Source organism: Bradyrhizobium mercantei (genome assembly GCF_001982635.1).
Lineage (GTDB): Bacteria > Pseudomonadota > Alphaproteobacteria > Rhizobiales > Xanthobacteraceae > Bradyrhizobium > Bradyrhizobium mercantei.
In genome coordinates this window covers 410,028-423,586 of record NZ_MKFI01000001.1, presented here as the reverse complement: position 1 = coordinate 423,586, position 13,559 = coordinate 410,028, and the positions used below count along the sequence as shown (strand labels likewise).

Sequence of the window (13,559 nt, the reverse complement as noted above, 5' to 3'; positions counted from 1 at the left end):
CTTCACTTCGCCTTGGGCGGACGGCAATTGTAGGCGCGGCGGAACCCGGCAGCCTGCGCATCCTCCTCGGAGCAGAACCAGCGATCCGGATTGCCGAGGCCCGGGTAGCTGCGGCATGCCTGCAAATGATAGATGCCGATATTGCCGGTGACGCGTGCACGCACGGCGTATTTGCCCTTGATGTTGCAACTCGCCGGCATCGGCAGGTCTGCGGGGAAGAGCGCGTCGCGGATTTGCGTGTCGCGATCGGCCGGGCAGGCGTTGCCGAGCAGGGCGCCATCCTTCTTGGCGGTGCGGAAATCGCGCGGCGCCACGAAGCAGCCCTTCCAGAGCCCGGCGCGATTGTCCTTGGCGGTGGCTTGATCCGGCTTGAATCGGCCAGTGGCCGACCCGTCGACGTTAAGGGCGTAGCCTTTCTGGACCAGCACCTGGCTGAGGCTGGTTGGATCACCCTCGATCTTGCAGACGCCGAGGCGGCGCTTCTTGAAGGTCGGATCGACGCCGATATCGTCGCAGTGGATGGGCTTGCCGCCGATCAGCTTGGTCAGTTGATCGCGCGCTTCGATCCCGCAGGTCCAGACATCGGCGTGCTCGTCGATGCAGAGCTGGTCGACCGCCGGCGCGTCGATGCCGTCGAGCCGATAGGTGGTGTTGCCGAGCTGAACGGTGCCGGCGTCCTTGATGATGGCCGACACCGCGGGGGCAGCGGTCGCAGAGGAGCCGGGGATCGCAGACAGGCAGGTCAGGAGGAGCGTCGTGACGACCGGATTTCGAAACCGCATTTTCTCACTTCAGATCTTTGGCGGGCAGCCGGACTTCTAGCACAGGCAGGTACCATCCAACCAAGGACAGTTCGCACGCGCCGCGTGCGCGCCGTCACATCCCGCTCGGCATTCCGCGACGTAGAACGGCCGGACATGTTCATGGGAAGGGATGCCGGCATGGCCGAGTTCATCATCAACATTCTCGTCGACGTCGTCACCGACATCCGGACCCTGCAATGCCTCGCGCGTTGGCGGTGGAAGAAGAAGCCGGCTCCGGAAACGGTGTTCGCTCAAAGATCCGATTGACTTGATGAGAACAAAATAGGAACATGATGCTCCACCTGAATCCCGGATACACCATGATGTCTGCACGGCCCGAATCTGACGACGATGACGGGCTGGAAGCGGCTGTCGATCAGGCCATTTCCGCCTGCGGCGGGAATCTGCGCGCGACCATTCGGGCACTGATCGTGGCCAATGAATTCCTGGAGAACGAGGTCAGCGAGCTGATGAAAGCCGTCGCGAAGGCCCATTCCCGCGGCCGCTTCAAGACCTATTCGGGCTGAAATACACCTCAGGCTACCGCCGACGACTGGCGTCGGGCTGGTCAAGGGCCGGGCAGGCGCTGCATTAGACCGTTGCCTCCGGGGCAATTTGCTGTACCAACGGAGTGGCCCGTGCCGGATTGCGCGGGGAGGAATCCTGCCAAAGCCCAAGCCTTAAAAAGCCAAGTCCTAAAAAGCCCAAGCAAGAAGAGCATGTTCAAACGAATTCTGATCGCCAACCGCGGCGAGATCGCCTGCCGGGTCATCAAGACTGCGCGCCGTATGGGGATTGAGACGGTCGCCGTCTATTCCGAGGCCGACCGCGACGCGCTGCATGTCGAGATGGCCGACGAGGCCGTGTTGATCGGCCCGCCTGCCGCGGCCGAGAGCTATCTTCTGATCGACAAGATCGTCGAGGCCTGCCGCAAGACCGGCGCGCAGGCGGTGCATCCCGGTTACGGCTTCCTGTCCGAGCGCGAGGCGTTTCCGCGCGCGCTCGAAGCCGCCGGCATCGTCTTCATCGGCCCGAACCCCGGCGCCATCGCCGCGATGGGCGACAAGATCGAATCCAAGAAGGCGGCTGCGAAGGCCAAGGTCTCGACCGTGCCGGGCCATCTCGGCGTTATCGAGGACGACAAGCACGCGGTCCAGATCGCCGACGAGATCGGCTATCCCGTGATGATCAAGGCCTCCGCCGGTGGCGGCGGCAAGGGCATGCGCATCGCGCATTCGAAGGCGGAGGTCGCCGAAGGCTTCAACCTCGCCAAGGCCGAGGCGAAATCGTCGTTCGGCGACGACCGCGTCTTCGTCGAGAAGTTCATCGTCGATCCCCGGCACATCGAGATCCAGGTGCTCGGCGACAAGCATGGCAACGTGATCTATCTCGGCGAGCGCGAGTGCTCGATCCAGCGCCGCAACCAGAAGGTCATCGAGGAGGCGCCGTCGCCGCTGCTCGACGAGACCACCCGCCGCAAGATGGGCGAGCAGGCGGTCGCGCTGGCAAAGGCCGTGAACTACGATTCGGCCGGCACCGTGGAATTCGTCGCCGGCCAGGACAAGAGCTTCTACTTCCTGGAGATGAACACCCGCCTGCAGGTCGAGCATCCCGTCACCGAACTGATCACCGGCATCGACCTCGTCGAGCAGATGATTCGCGTCGCGGCCGGCGAGAAGCTCAGCCTCGCGCAGAAGGACGTCACGCTGACCGGCTGGGCGGTTGAATCCCGCGTCTATGCCGAGGATCCGTTCCGCAACTTCCTGCCGTCGATCGGCCGCCTGGTGAAGTACCGTCCGCCGGCCGAGGCCAGCCATGACGGCATCACGATCCGTAACGACACCGGCGTGCAGGAAGGCGGCGAGATCTCGATCCATTACGATCCGATGATCGCCAAGCTCGTCACCCACGCGCCGTCGCGCGCCGCCGCGATCGAGGCGCAGGCGACCGCGCTCGACGCCTTCTATGTCGACGGCATCAGGCACAACATTCCGTTCCTGTCCGCCTTGATGAACCATCCGCGCTGGCGCGAGGGCCGGCTCTCGACCGGCTTCATCGCGGAGGAATTCCCCAAGGGGTTCTCGGCGCGCGCGCCCGAGGGCGAGATCGCGCGGCGGCTGGCCGCAGTCGGCGCCGCGATCGATCACGTGCTGGGCGAACGCAAGCGGCAGATTTCCGGCCAGATGGGCGGCCGCGTCGTGCTGCGCGAGCGCCGCCGCGCGGTGTGGCTCGATCGTGCCGAGATCGCGCTCGACGTCGCGCGTGAGGCCGACGCCATCGCGGTGCGCTTCATCGGCGCCGACGGATTGCCGGGCAATCCGCACAACCTGGTGTCGAGCTGGGTGCCGGGCGAGCCGGTCTGGCAGGGCACCATCGACGGCAATTTCGTCGCCGTGCAGGTGCGGGCGATCAACAACGGCTTCCGCCTCGCGCATCAGGGCTTCGAGGTGCCGGTCTATGTCTTCACCGAGACCGAGGCGACCTCGGCGCGGCTGATGCCCGTGGTCTCGGCCGCCGACACTGGCAAGAAGTTGCTGTGCCCGATGCCCGGTCTCGTGGTGTCGATCGCGGTGACCGAGGGCCAGGAGGTCAAGGCCGGTGAGACGCTTGCGGTGGTGGAAGCCATGAAGATGCAGAACGTGCTGCGCGCCGAGCGCGACGGCACGGTCAAGAAGATCCACGCCGCCGCTGGCGCCACGCTCGCGGTCGATGCGCTGATCCTGGAGTTCGCATAAAAGAGCTCCGCCTTCGCGAAGGTAGCGGCGATCGGTCGTCGCCGGCGCCTTCGCAAGGACAGACAAGGAGTCCGAGACATGGCCTTCCGCAAACGCCGCGAAGCACTGCGATCGATCCTCAGCGGATCAACCTGCATTCGCCCGGGCTCGGTCTATGATGCGACCTCGATCCGGATCGCGGAGGATCTCGGTTTCGAGCTCGGCATGTTCGGCGGCTCGGTGGCCTCGCTCGCCGTGCTTGGCGACCCGGACATCGCACTGATCACGCTGACCGAGTTCGCCGAGCAGGTGCGCCGGATGTCGCGCGCGTCGACGCTGCCGGTGCTGGTCGATGCCGACCATGGCTACGGCAATGCACTGAATGTCCGCCGTACGGTACAGGAGGTGGAGGCCGCCGGCGCCGCTGGTCTCACCATCGAGGACACGCTGCTGCCGCAGCCGTTCGGCCAGGCCAAGACGCAACTGATCTCGCTCGAGGAAGGCGTCGGCAAGATGAAGGCCGCGCTCGACGGGCGCAGCGATCCGTCGCTCGTCATCCTCGGCCGCACCGGCGCCGTCTCGATCAGCAATCTCGACGATGCGATCGCACGCGCGCGGGCCTATGAGGCGGTTGGCGTCGATGGGTTGTTCTTCACCGGCATCAAGTCGCGCGGTGAGCTCGAGGCGCTCTCGGCCGCGACGAGGCTGCCGATCGTGCTCGGCGGTGCGCCGGAGGAGATGACGGCGCTGGACTATCTGGCAAGCCAGCGCGTCAGGATCGCGCTGCAGGGCCACGCGCCGTTCGCGGCGGCAACGCAGGCGGTCTATGAGACGCTGAAGGCGCTGCGCGAAGGCACCTCGCCGAAGAACCTCAAGGGCGTCGCTTCATCCGAACTCACCAGCCGCGTCATGCGCGAGGCGGAGACCAAGGCGCGCAGCGGCGAGTTCCTCGGTCTGAAGAAATGAGCGGCGTGATCCGCCACGTCACGATCACAGGACGCGTCCAGGGCGTCGGCTATCGTGCCTGGGTTCACGAAAGCGCGAATGCGCGCGGCCTCGAAGGCTGGGTCCGCAACCGCCGCGACGGCAGCGTCGAGGCCGTGTTCGCCGGCCCCGAAGATATCGTTGCCGACATGATCAAGGCGTGCGGCCGCGGCCCGATCTCGGCGCGCGTCGACAGGGTGCAGGCAGGTGCCGGCACATCAGACCTTTTGAACCTGCGCGGGGCAGGCGAGCGGTTCGCGTTCCTGCCGACGGTCTAAGCGGCCGAGATCACCAGCGCCTGGATCTTCCCGTCGATCGGACCGGTGCCGAAGCGGCGCGCCAACGCCTCTGCCACGCGCTCTGTTGCAGCCTCGAGACTCGGTTGCCCCTGCGCCTCGATCTCGCCGCGCATCGGCGTACCCTGGCAGTAGGCGACGGCGACATCCTGCGGCGAGGCGGCGGGGCTGCGATGGGTGACCAGCTCGATGGCGATGTCGCGGAAGCCGGCCGCGGTCAAATCGTCGCGAATGCGCGCCGGGTCGTGATAGCCGTGCGGCGTCCGCGCCATGAATTGCGGCGGGTTGTTCGGAAACACCTGGTGCATGGTCTGCTGCATCACGTCGGCGAAATCGTTCTCCTCGATCTTGTCCCAGACGTTGAAGAGAAACCGTCCGCCGGGCCTGATCACCCGCCGCGCTTCGGCGTAGCCCTTGACGCGGTCGGGGAAGAACATCGCGCCGAATTGGCAGGCGACGATATCGAAGCTCGCATCGGCAAACGGCAGTGACAGCGCGTCCGCCTGCTGCCATCGGATGTTTGCCTTGCCGGCGAGGTGCGTCTTCGCCTGCGCCAGCATCGGCTCGTTGAGATCGGTCGCGGTGATATTCGTCTCGGGCAATTCCGCAGCCAGCACGGTCGTGACGGCGCCGGTGCCGGCCGCGATCTCCAATAGATCGCGCGGCTGGTGGCTCTTGATGCGCTGCGCGAGGTCACGAGCATAGGGCGCAAAGATCATCGGCACCATGAGCCGGTCGTAGAGCTGCGGGACCGATCCCGCGAAGACCTTGTCGGAAAGGGGGGCCGTCATGAGCGTTCCTTCGCGAAATGCGGATGGCCGTCGTAGGCCATCACGGGCAGAAGCCGCGTCCGAAGTATGGACCAGCGGTCCGCCCCCGCCAACGCCCCGAATTGCGTCCTGGCGCCAATTCCACGGTCGACGGCGGCCCTTGACTTCTGCTCCGAATAATCTGATATTTCTGTCATGACAGAAATAACTGCCAAGAAGAAGCTTCCCGCCGCCGTCGAGCGCTTCATTCTGCATTGGGGCGACATGGGCGACCAATGGGGCGTCAACCGCTCGGTCAGCCAGATCCACGGGCTGCTCTACCTCGCCGAGGCGCCGATGACGGCGGAGGACATCGCCGACACGCTCGGCATGGCGCGCTCCAACGTATCCAACTCGATCAAGGAGCTGCTGTCCTGGGGACTGATCAGGCGGGTGCCGATCCTCGGCGACCGCCGCGACCATTTCGAGGCCGAGGCCGACATCTGGGAGGTCGCGGCAAAGATCGCGGCCGGGCGCAAGGAGCGCGAGATCGATCCGGCGCTGGCGGCGCTGCGCGCCTGCGTCTCCGATGCGGCCGACGATCCGGCGATCGCTCCGCTCGCCAGCAAGCGGCTGAAGGAGATGCTGACTTTCACCGAGCTGGTCGACCGCTGGTACACGCAGATGCTGAACGTGCCGCGGCCGCGTCTGGTCGCGCTGATCAAGCTCGGCGAGAAGATCGTGAGTTTCCTGCCCACAGGCAGAGCCAAATAGGGGCGGCGGCGTAACGGGAGTGTGCGATGGCGTCAGCAAGGATATCCACCTTAAAGACAGCGCCGGCTTCCGATACAAAACTGCTCGACGATCATCGCTTTCGTGCATTGCTGTCGGACGAGGATTGGGGCCGGCTGCCGGTCGCGATCTGGCGGCGGTTCTCGAAGCGGTTCGAGGACGGCAACACCGTCGTCTATGTCGGTGAGGTCGAGGAGGCCGCGAGCAGCCGCGCGGGCTGGTGGCTGGCACAGGCCGCGCGGCTGATCGGCGGGCCGCTGCCGACCGGCACCGAGACCCGGGTGCCGATGATCGTCACCGTCACCGAAGACGCCGCAAGCGGCGGCCAGATCTGGACCCGCATCTGCGCCCGCCGCGACGGCTTTCCGCAGGTTATTCATTCCGCCAAGCGCTTTGCCGGGCCCTCCGGGCTCGAGGAATATATCGGCTTCGGCTTCAGCATGGCGCTGCGGATCACGGTCGAGCACGAGGCGCTGGTGTTTCGCAGCGTCGGCTATTCGCTGCAACTCGGTCCGTTTCGCCTGTCGCTGCCCGACTGGCTCACGCCCGGCGATCTCACCGTGACCCATTCCGATCTCGGCTGCGGCGACTTCCGCTTCACGCTGGAGATCATCCACCCGCGTTTTGGCCGGCTGATCCGTCAGTCTGCCGTGTTCAGGGAGGCCTCGTCATGACGCCGCTGCTTTGGACCCTGGTCGCCATCCAGATCGCGATGGGCGCCTTCGACACCTTCTATCACCATGAGTTCACGGAGCGGCTGGCCTGGCGTCCGTCGCAGCGTCATGAGCTTCAGCTGCACAGCGCGCGGAACATGCTCTATGCGCTGCTGTTCCTGGTGCTCGGCTGGCTCGAGGTGCACGGCATTCTTGCGATCGCCGTCATGGCCGTGCTGGTGGTCGAAGTCGTCATCACGCTGATGGATTTCGTCGAGGAGGACCTCAGCCGAAAATTGCCGGCGAGCGAGCGGATCAATCATACGCTGCTGGCGATCAACTACGGCGCTATCCTCGTGCTGCTGGTGCCGGTCCTGATCGGCTGGGCGATGCTGCCGACGGCTGTCGTGCCGGCATATGCGGGCCTTTTGAGTTTGTTCGCGACGGCCGCGGCGTTCGGTGCCGCGCTGTTCGGCGCGCGCGACTTTGCCGCCGCCAGGCGCCTCGGACGGATGGTAAGCCGGCCGGCCGCGATGCTGGTCGAGAAATTGCCGGCGCGGCAGACCTTGCTGGTCACCGGCGCCACCGGCTTCATCGGCAGCCGCCTGGTCGCAAGTCTCACGGCCTCGGGCCATCAGGTGATCGCGTTGATCCGCAACCCGGCCAAGGCCGAGATGCTGCCGCCGCCGGTGACGCTGATCACGAGCCTCGACCAGTTGCCAGCCGAGACCAGGATCGACGCCGTCGTCAATCTCGCGGGCGAGCCGATCGGCAACGGCCTGTGGACCGAAGCCAAGCGCCGCAGGATCATCGCCTCGCGGATCGACATGACGGCCGAGGTCGTCAAGCTGATCGCGCGGCTCGAGCGCAAGCCGGCCGTGCTGGTGAGTGGATCGGCAATCGGCTGGTACGGGCTCTGGCAGGACCAGGTGCTGACGGAGTCGGCGAAATCCCATGCCTGCTTCAGCCATGAGCTGTGCGAGGCCTGGGAGAGTGCGGCGAGGCCCGCGGCCGATCACGGTGTGCGCGTGGCCTATTTGCGGATCGGTCTCGTGGTCGGCACCGATGGCGGATTCATCACCCGGATGCTGACGCCGTTCGAATTCGGTCTCGGCGGCCCGCTCGGCTCGGGCAGGCAGTGGATGTCGTGGATCGAGCGCGACGATCTGGTACGCCTGATCGCGCATGTGATCGCAAAGCCCGAGCTTTCCGGTCCCGTCAACGCGACCGCGCCGATTCCGGTGACCAACACCAAGTTCACCGAGGAGCTGGGCCGCCGCCTGCACCGGCCCGCAATCTTCCGCGTGCCCGCCGCGCTGCTGCGCATGGCCGGCGGCGACTTTGCCGAAGAGCTCTTGCTCGGCGGACAGCGCGTGCTGCCGAACAAGGCGCTGAGCAACGGCTTCGTGTTCCGGCACGAAACCCTGCGCAGCGCGTTCGAGGCGATCTTGTGAGGAGGCTTGAATGTCCAGCACCTGTTCCCGTGCATTCGGCGGCTGGCTTGCGGGCTGCGGCGCCGCAACGGCGGTGATCTCCGCCATTGGTCAGACCTTGCTGATGTTCGCGGCGCGCGGCGATGTCGGTCGGCTGCTCTACGGCATCGTTGTGCTGTTGATTCCCTCGGCGGTGGTGTTCGTCATCACCTGTCTGCTGACTGCCATTCCCGCGGCGATCGTCGTCTGGCTGAGCGAGGAACTCAGGATCCGATCTGCCGGCTTCTTCGCGGGTGCGGGCGCGGCGATCGGGGCCTTGAGCATCACCGTGCTGCTGCGATCTCCGGCTGTCTGGACGTCCGGGCTGGTTGTTCTGTTCGCCGCGGCCGGCTTTGTAGCGGGCCTGACCTACTGGTTCGTCGTGCGCGAACTGACGGCCCGCGCGCGCTTCATGTGACGTTGCGTGACGCGTTACGCCGCGACGACGCTCCGGAACGTCGCTGCCAGCGTCCGCAACGCCGCGAGCTTGGCGGGGTCGCTGACCTTCGAATGCAGCATCACCTTTGATGAGCCGAGCCGCGGCAATTTGTGCGCGGGGCCGATATCGATCAGGCCGGGTGGCGCGATGCGGCGGACCAGGGGCGCGACGGCAAGCCCGGCAAGCGCGGCCGCGGCCACCGCGGTGACGCCGCCGCCGACGAAGCTTTCGCTCCAGGCAATGCCGGCCTTGTCGAGCGCCCGCACCGCGAGCGCGCGCACCCCGCAGGGCGTCGCCAGCGTTGCCAGCGGCAAGGCGTCGCCACGCGGCCAGACGAAGCGCTTGGCGGCGAACCAGCCGAATTCGTCCTCGGTCAGTTTCTCGCCGCCGCGGCGGCTGCCCTCCTGGCGCACGATCACGGCGTCGAGCTCGCCGGCATCATAGGCATCGAGCATCGCGCGCGAGAAGCCGATGGTCACGGAGAGCGCAAGCTGGGAGGCCATCGCATGCAGCCGCTCCAGCAGCGGCACCAGCTCGGGGCCGGCGGCGTGATCGCTGATCCCGAGCGTGAGCTGCTGGCGCGCCGGCTTCTCGCCGGACAGCGCGCGGTCATGCACCTCGATCAGCGCGCGGGCATGATGCAGGAAGGAAGCGCCGTCGGCGGTCAGCCGCACCGCGCGCGGTGAGCGCTCGACCAGCCGCTTGCCGAGCACCGTTTCGAGCCGCTGCAATTTCATGCTGATCGCCGCCTGCGTGGTGCCGAGCGCCTCGGCGGCGCGGGTGAAGCCTTGCAATTCGGCGACCAGGAGGAAGGCCTGCACGGTGTCGATGTCGAGCGTGGCGGTCATGATCAACAATCGTTATCATTGGTATCCATATAGATAAGATACCAAGATGACGCGGAAAGGTCTAGCTAGGGGAGGCGCGATTGACCGCGCCAACGAATTCAAGGAGACCGATCATGCCGCTCATCACTGTCACCTATGCGACCTCGCGCGAGAGGCCGTCATTGAAGTCCGACGTCGCCGCCGCGGTGTCGGAGCTGACCGCAACGATCCTGCACAAGGATCCCAAGGTCACCGCTGTTATCGTGAAGTCTGCCGTCGCCGCCGACTGGTTCGCAGGCGGCAAGTCGCTCGCCGAGCAGGGGCTCGCGAGCTACTGGCTCGACGTCCACGTCAGCGAAGGCACCAACACCAAGGACGAGAAGGCGGCCTATCTCGCCGCGCTGTTCAAGCGGATGGGCGAATTGCTCGGGCCGCTGCACACCGAGAGCTACGCCCATGTCGACGAGGTGAGGGGCGATGCCTACGGCTTCGGCGGCCTGACCCAGGAGCGCCGCTACATCGCCGGCAAGCTCGACGTCGCGCCGCAGAAGGCGGCCTGAGCCCTAGACGGTCGCTTCCGGCAGGTGCGCCGCGGTGTCGCCGAACACCTCGGTAAAGGCCTGCCGGAGCGCGACGTCGACATCGGCCATCGTGACCGGCAGCCCGAGATCGACCAGCGAGGTGACGCCGTAGCGCGGATCGACCACGCCGCAGGGCACGATCGCCTGGAAGTGCGCGAGCTCGGGCTCGACATTGATCGCGATGCCGTGGAACGAGACCCAGCGGCGCAGCCGCACGCCGATCGCGGCGATCTTGTCCTCATGGCCGGGTCCCTTGTCCGGGCGTTTCACCCAGACCCCGACGCGGTCCTCGCGGCGCTCGCCGCGGACATTGAAGGCCGCAAGGGTGCGGATGATCCATTCTTCCAGCGAGGCGACATAGGCGCGCACATCCGGCCGGCGCCGCTTGAGGTCGAGCATCACATAGGCCACGCGCTGGCCCGGGCCGTGATAGGTGACCTGGCCGCCGCGGCCGCTCTGGAAGGTCGGAAAGCGCGGGTCGAGCAGGTCGTCGGCCTTGCCACTGGTGCCAGACGTATAGAGCGGCGGGTGCTCCAGGAGCCACACCAGCTCCGCGGCCTCGCGCGCGGCGATCGCCGCTACCCGGGCGTCCATCGCGGCGAGGGAATCAGGGTAGGGCACCGGACGATCCGAAATCCGCCATTCGACCGCGGCGCCGCCGGAAGGGCGCGCAAAGGTCGTCAAATCGAGGCTTTGTCGGTCGTTAACCATTAGCTAACCCTAACGTGGTTAGGTGAAACCACAATTTAGTTCCCGTTCGGCGGTTCAGAAGTGCCCACCCTCGATAAAGTCAGCGTTGATCTCATGGTGGTTCTCGGCACCACCACCATGCCGATTCACCAGGTCATGCGGCTCTCCCGCGGCGCCATCATCGAACTCGATGCCACCGAGGCCGACGAGGTCAAGATCCTCGCCAACAACCTGCCGGTGGCCAGCGGCGTTGTCCTGGTCGACCGCAACCGGATTGCGGTCGAGGTCAAGCAAATGCTGCCGAAATCTCCCGGAGTTCGCAGTTAATTCGCACATTAATCGCCTTGTCCCTGCACCGATGATTTGTTACATGGCCCCGTCGATCCGGCGGCGCCTTAGGGTTCCAACCGGCATCCCAGCGCTCGTGGCGGAATTGGTAGACGCGCTGCCTTGAGGTGGCAGTGGGTAACACCGTGGGGGTTCGAGTCCCTCCGAGCGCACCATACCTCAGCTGATCATTGAAGTTGTTGCGGTTTTAGCTCCCTTGCTGGCGGCACGAGGCGCGGGTGGAGACCCGGGGATAACAGGATTTCGGTCCGCGCGCGGCTCGCGCAAGAGTCCGCCATCACGACGCCGCCTGCGTTCAGCCACCGCAGAGAATCTTCCCGTTCGAAATCTCTATCTTCGGCTCTTCCTCGGCTTGTCCAATCCCGAGGGAACGGGGCGCTGGCTCATCGCTTCCACCATCGGCTGAAGTAAATGAGCAGCATCGCGCCGGCCATCGCGGGGCCACCAGGGAGCGGGAGCAGGGCGAGGGCCAGCAGGATCACCAGTGCCGTGACGAACCACGGCCGTTTCCTGCTCGGTGCCGTTGCTGGTCCCGCCGCGGGAGCAGGCTGTGGGCCGGCCGCGCGCGGCGCGCCCGCCGGCGGTGGAACATTGCGCCAGGGCGACGGGCTGGGCGGAGCAGTGCGCGCTTGCGCGGCCCGCTTCTTTTCGTCCTGTCGCGCCAGCGCGACCAAGACCGGGTCCGGTGCTGGCGGCGGCCGCTCCGCGGGCGTCCATTGCCGGCCGGGTGGCATCTCTCCGGCGGCCGCAGCCTTGCGGAATGCGGCGCGGGTCGGGCGCCGCGCGGAACGGGTTGGCGCATGCTGTGCGGCGAGGCGTAGCGCTCGTTGCAGCAAAGGCGCGCCGCTCTCCGGATCGACCATCACGGCGAAATGCCCGAAGCCGAGCAACGACCGGATCACGTCCTTGCCGGGGCCAAAGTGCTTGCCCGCCGGCCCGTGGCGCTCGACCTGCTGCAACACGGCGCGGTAACGGCGCAGCAGATCGCGCGGCACGGCCACCGCCTCGTTGACGGTGAGGCCGGTGACTTCCTGGCGCGACGAGCGGCGCATCACGCGCGTCTTGTCCGGATGGACCTTGAACCCTTCGGCCTCGACGATGCCGTGCACGGCCTTGAGCAGGGTTCCGATCTTTCTGATCGCTTCGCCCGAGGCGGAGAAGGTCAGGTCGTCGGCGTAGCGGCTGTAGACAAATCCGAGTGTGCGCGCGAGGCCCACAAGGCGTCGGTCGAGTTTGCGGCAGATCAGGTTGGTGATCGCCGGGCTCGTCGGCGCGCCCTGCGGCAGCAGCCGCGGGCCATCGGCAATGAAGTGGCGCTCGCCGTCGAGCGCGACGTCGTCGACCATCGGCTCGGTGCATAAGAGCGCGAGCGGGATCGCGACCGCTTCGGCATAGCCCAGCGCCTCGAACAGGCCCTTGACGCGGGCGTAGGTCAAGGTCGGGAAGAAATCCTTGAGGTCGAGATTGATCACCACGTCGCGGCCGACATGGTTGCGCGCATTGGTCAGGATCGAGCGCTGCGCCGCAAATCCGTGCGCGGCATCATGCAGCGGCACCCGCGCAAGGATGTTGTCGAGCACCCAATACTGCGCGCGCTTGAGGCGCGGCATCGGCGCCGAGATCAACCGCTCACCGCCGCTCTTCTTGGGGATCGTGAAGCGCTGATAGTGATTGACCGACGCCACTTTTCTGTTGAAGGCGAGGAAGCGCAGCTCGCCCAGCGGCACACCCATTGCGTCGGCCAGCGCCTTGGCATCGGCGAGCGGGGGCAGGCCATCGCGCAGGGGCGTCGTGGTCGTGCGGGTGTGAAGGCCCGGCGAGACGTCCGCGCCGAGATAGAGCACATCGCGCTTGCGCCGGTCGTACCAGGCAAAGGCCCGGCTCTGCCGTGCTTCAGCGTTGCGGCGCTTGGTCTCCTGCCGCCGCGCCATCGCTTCGGCCTTGCGGCGCTTGTGCATTTCCTTCAGCGCGCGCTCGGGATCGCCGAGCACGGCGTTCTGGCGCTGCAGTTCGGTAAGCTCGCGCATCGCCTCCGCGCGGTCGCGGATCACCTCTGCGGCCGGCGCCGGCGCGTCTTCGCCGTCGGGCCAGAAACCGAGGCGGATCATCTCCTCGAGGATGACCTCGTCCTTCGACGACTGGCGGATGCGGTCATAGAGTTCCTGACGCGTCAGCGTGCCGGGAGCAACAGTCTCGTTCACGCGGCCAGCC

16 protein-coding genes and 1 tRNA gene are annotated in these 13,559 nt (G+C 66.4%); 12 read left to right on the top strand and 5 right to left on the bottom strand.

Going from position 1 to position 13,559, the window contains the following annotated elements; all coding sequences use genetic code 11:
* Positions 1-2: 2 nt before the first annotated feature.
* Entirely contained in the window at positions 3-782 is a 780-nt protein-coding gene (locus BI327_RS02060; RefSeq protein ID WP_076858147.1) for a thermonuclease family protein, read from the bottom strand.
* 141 nt (positions 783-923) lie between these two features.
* On the opposite strand from BI327_RS02060, the gene BI327_RS42180 reads away from it, so the two are divergent.
* From BI327_RS42180 to BI327_RS02040, 5 genes are all read left to right on the top strand, one after another.
* Positions 924-1,070 carry a hypothetical protein gene (locus tag BI327_RS42180; protein WP_159450392.1) on the top strand — a complete coding sequence of 49 codons (147 nt, stop codon included), beginning with the start codon at positions 924-926 and terminating at the stop codon, positions 1,068-1,070.
* Between the two features lie 53 nt (positions 1,071-1,123).
* Positions 1,124-1,330 carry a hypothetical protein gene (locus BI327_RS02055; RefSeq protein WP_016840474.1) on the top strand — a complete coding sequence of 69 codons (207 nt, stop codon included), beginning with the start codon at positions 1,124-1,126 and terminating at the stop codon, positions 1,328-1,330.
* 192 nt (positions 1,331-1,522) lie between these two features.
* A complete protein-coding gene (locus BI327_RS02050) occupies positions 1,523-3,538 on the top strand; it encodes an acetyl-CoA carboxylase biotin carboxylase subunit (RefSeq protein ID WP_076858146.1) in 2,016 nt (671 codons plus the stop codon).
* A gap of 78 nt (positions 3,539-3,616) precedes the next feature.
* Positions 3,617-4,483 carry an isocitrate lyase/PEP mutase family protein gene (locus tag BI327_RS02045; RefSeq protein WP_076858145.1) on the top strand — a complete coding sequence of 289 codons (867 nt, stop codon included), beginning with the start codon at positions 3,617-3,619 and terminating at the stop codon, positions 4,481-4,483.
* A complete protein-coding gene (locus BI327_RS02040; protein ID WP_076858144.1) occupies positions 4,480-4,779 on the top strand; it encodes an acylphosphatase in 300 nt (99 codons plus the stop codon). The genes BI327_RS02045 and BI327_RS02040 overlap by 4 nt, the downstream gene beginning before the upstream one ends.
* Here the strand turns inward: BI327_RS02040 and BI327_RS02035 are convergent.
* A complete protein-coding gene (locus BI327_RS02035; RefSeq protein ID WP_076858143.1) occupies positions 4,776-5,588 on the bottom strand; it encodes a class I SAM-dependent methyltransferase in 813 nt (270 codons plus the stop codon). The genes BI327_RS02040 and BI327_RS02035 overlap by 4 nt on opposite strands.
* Before the next feature lie 174 nt (positions 5,589-5,762).
* On the opposite strand from BI327_RS02035, the gene BI327_RS02025 reads away from it, so the two are divergent.
* Genes BI327_RS02025 through BI327_RS02010 form a run of 4 tightly spaced genes read left to right on the top strand, consistent with a single transcriptional unit; the run spans position 5,763 to position 8,881 of the window.
* Complete coding sequence (locus BI327_RS02025; RefSeq protein ID WP_076858141.1) at positions 5,763-6,320, top strand: GbsR/MarR family transcriptional regulator; 558 nt, start codon at positions 5,763-5,765, stop codon at positions 6,318-6,320.
* A 26-nt stretch (positions 6,321-6,346) separates the two neighbouring features.
* Positions 6,347-7,012, top strand: a complete 666-nt coding sequence (locus BI327_RS02020) for a DUF4166 domain-containing protein (RefSeq protein ID WP_076858140.1) — start codon at positions 6,347-6,349, stop codon at positions 7,010-7,012.
* Entirely contained in the window at positions 7,009-8,445 is a 1,437-nt protein-coding gene (locus BI327_RS02015) for a TIGR01777 family oxidoreductase (RefSeq protein WP_076858139.1), read from the top strand. The genes BI327_RS02020 and BI327_RS02015 overlap by 4 nt, the downstream gene beginning before the upstream one ends.
* A 10-nt stretch (positions 8,446-8,455) precedes the next feature.
* Positions 8,456-8,881 (top strand): hypothetical protein, encoded by a 426-nt coding sequence (locus tag BI327_RS02010; RefSeq protein WP_076858138.1) that lies wholly within the window; start codon positions 8,456-8,458, stop codon positions 8,879-8,881.
* Between the two features lie 14 nt (positions 8,882-8,895).
* Here BI327_RS02010 and BI327_RS02005 read toward each other — a convergent pair whose 3' ends face one another.
* On the bottom strand, positions 8,896-9,750 hold the full coding sequence (locus tag BI327_RS02005) for a LysR family transcriptional regulator (protein ID WP_076859119.1): 855 nt from the start codon (positions 9,748-9,750) through the stop codon (positions 8,896-8,898).
* A 113-nt stretch (positions 9,751-9,863) separates the two neighbouring features.
* On the opposite strand from BI327_RS02005, the gene BI327_RS02000 reads away from it, so the two are divergent.
* Positions 9,864-10,289: a tautomerase family protein gene (locus tag BI327_RS02000; protein ID WP_076858137.1), complete on the top strand. Its 426-nt coding sequence runs from the start codon at positions 9,864-9,866 to the stop codon at positions 10,287-10,289.
* Between the two features lie 3 nt (positions 10,290-10,292).
* Here BI327_RS02000 and lipB read toward each other — a convergent pair whose 3' ends face one another.
* Complete coding sequence (gene lipB, locus BI327_RS01995) at positions 10,293-11,021, bottom strand: lipoyl(octanoyl) transferase LipB (protein ID WP_076858136.1); 729 nt, start codon at positions 11,019-11,021, stop codon at positions 10,293-10,295.
* A 60-nt stretch (positions 11,022-11,081) separates the two neighbouring features.
* Here lipB and BI327_RS01990 point away from each other — a divergent pair, with 60 nt between their 5' ends.
* Together BI327_RS01990 and BI327_RS01985 are read left to right on the top strand one after the other, a co-directional pair.
* Positions 11,082-11,327 carry a FliM/FliN family flagellar motor switch protein gene (locus BI327_RS01990; protein WP_021080574.1) on the top strand — a complete coding sequence of 82 codons (246 nt, stop codon included), beginning with the start codon at positions 11,082-11,084 and terminating at the stop codon, positions 11,325-11,327.
* A gap of 91 nt (positions 11,328-11,418) precedes the next feature.
* Positions 11,419-11,503 (top strand) — tRNA-Leu (locus BI327_RS01985).
* 228 nt (positions 11,504-11,731) lie between these two features.
* Here BI327_RS01985 and BI327_RS01980 read toward each other — a convergent pair.
* Entirely contained in the window at positions 11,732-13,549 is a 1,818-nt protein-coding gene (locus BI327_RS01980) for a reverse transcriptase family protein (protein ID WP_076858135.1), read from the bottom strand.
* Positions 13,550-13,559: the final 10 nt, after the last annotated feature.

Excerpts from the sequence above, each read along its gene's own strand:
- BI327_RS02060 (WP_076858147.1), bottom strand. The coding sequence starts at position 782 with ATGCGGTTTCGAAATCCGGTCGTCACGACGCTCCTCCTGACCTGCCTG.
- BI327_RS42180 (WP_159450392.1), top strand. The coding sequence starts at position 924 with ATGGGAAGGGATGCCGGCATGGCCGAGTTCATCATCAACATTCTCGTC.
- BI327_RS02055 (WP_016840474.1), top strand. The coding sequence starts at position 1,124 with ATGATGTCTGCACGGCCCGAATCTGACGACGATGACGGGCTGGAAGCG.
- BI327_RS02050 (WP_076858146.1), top strand. The coding sequence starts at position 1,523 with ATGTTCAAACGAATTCTGATCGCCAACCGCGGCGAGATCGCCTGCCGG.
- BI327_RS02045 (WP_076858145.1), top strand. The coding sequence starts at position 3,617 with ATGGCCTTCCGCAAACGCCGCGAAGCACTGCGATCGATCCTCAGCGGA.
- BI327_RS02040 (WP_076858144.1), top strand. The coding sequence starts at position 4,480 with ATGAGCGGCGTGATCCGCCACGTCACGATCACAGGACGCGTCCAGGGC.
- BI327_RS02035 (WP_076858143.1), bottom strand. The coding sequence starts at position 5,588 with ATGACGGCCCCCCTTTCCGACAAGGTCTTCGCGGGATCGGTCCCGCAG.
- BI327_RS02025 (WP_076858141.1), top strand. The coding sequence starts at position 5,763 with ATGACAGAAATAACTGCCAAGAAGAAGCTTCCCGCCGCCGTCGAGCGC.
- BI327_RS02020 (WP_076858140.1), top strand. The coding sequence starts at position 6,347 with ATGGCGTCAGCAAGGATATCCACCTTAAAGACAGCGCCGGCTTCCGAT.
- BI327_RS02015 (WP_076858139.1), top strand. The coding sequence starts at position 7,009 with ATGACGCCGCTGCTTTGGACCCTGGTCGCCATCCAGATCGCGATGGGC.
- BI327_RS02010 (WP_076858138.1), top strand. The coding sequence starts at position 8,456 with ATGTCCAGCACCTGTTCCCGTGCATTCGGCGGCTGGCTTGCGGGCTGC.
- BI327_RS02005 (WP_076859119.1), bottom strand. The coding sequence starts at position 9,750 with ATGACCGCCACGCTCGACATCGACACCGTGCAGGCCTTCCTCCTGGTC.
- BI327_RS02000 (WP_076858137.1), top strand. The coding sequence starts at position 9,864 with ATGCCGCTCATCACTGTCACCTATGCGACCTCGCGCGAGAGGCCGTCA.
- lipB (WP_076858136.1), bottom strand. The coding sequence starts at position 11,021 with ATGGTTAACGACCGACAAAGCCTCGATTTGACGACCTTTGCGCGCCCT.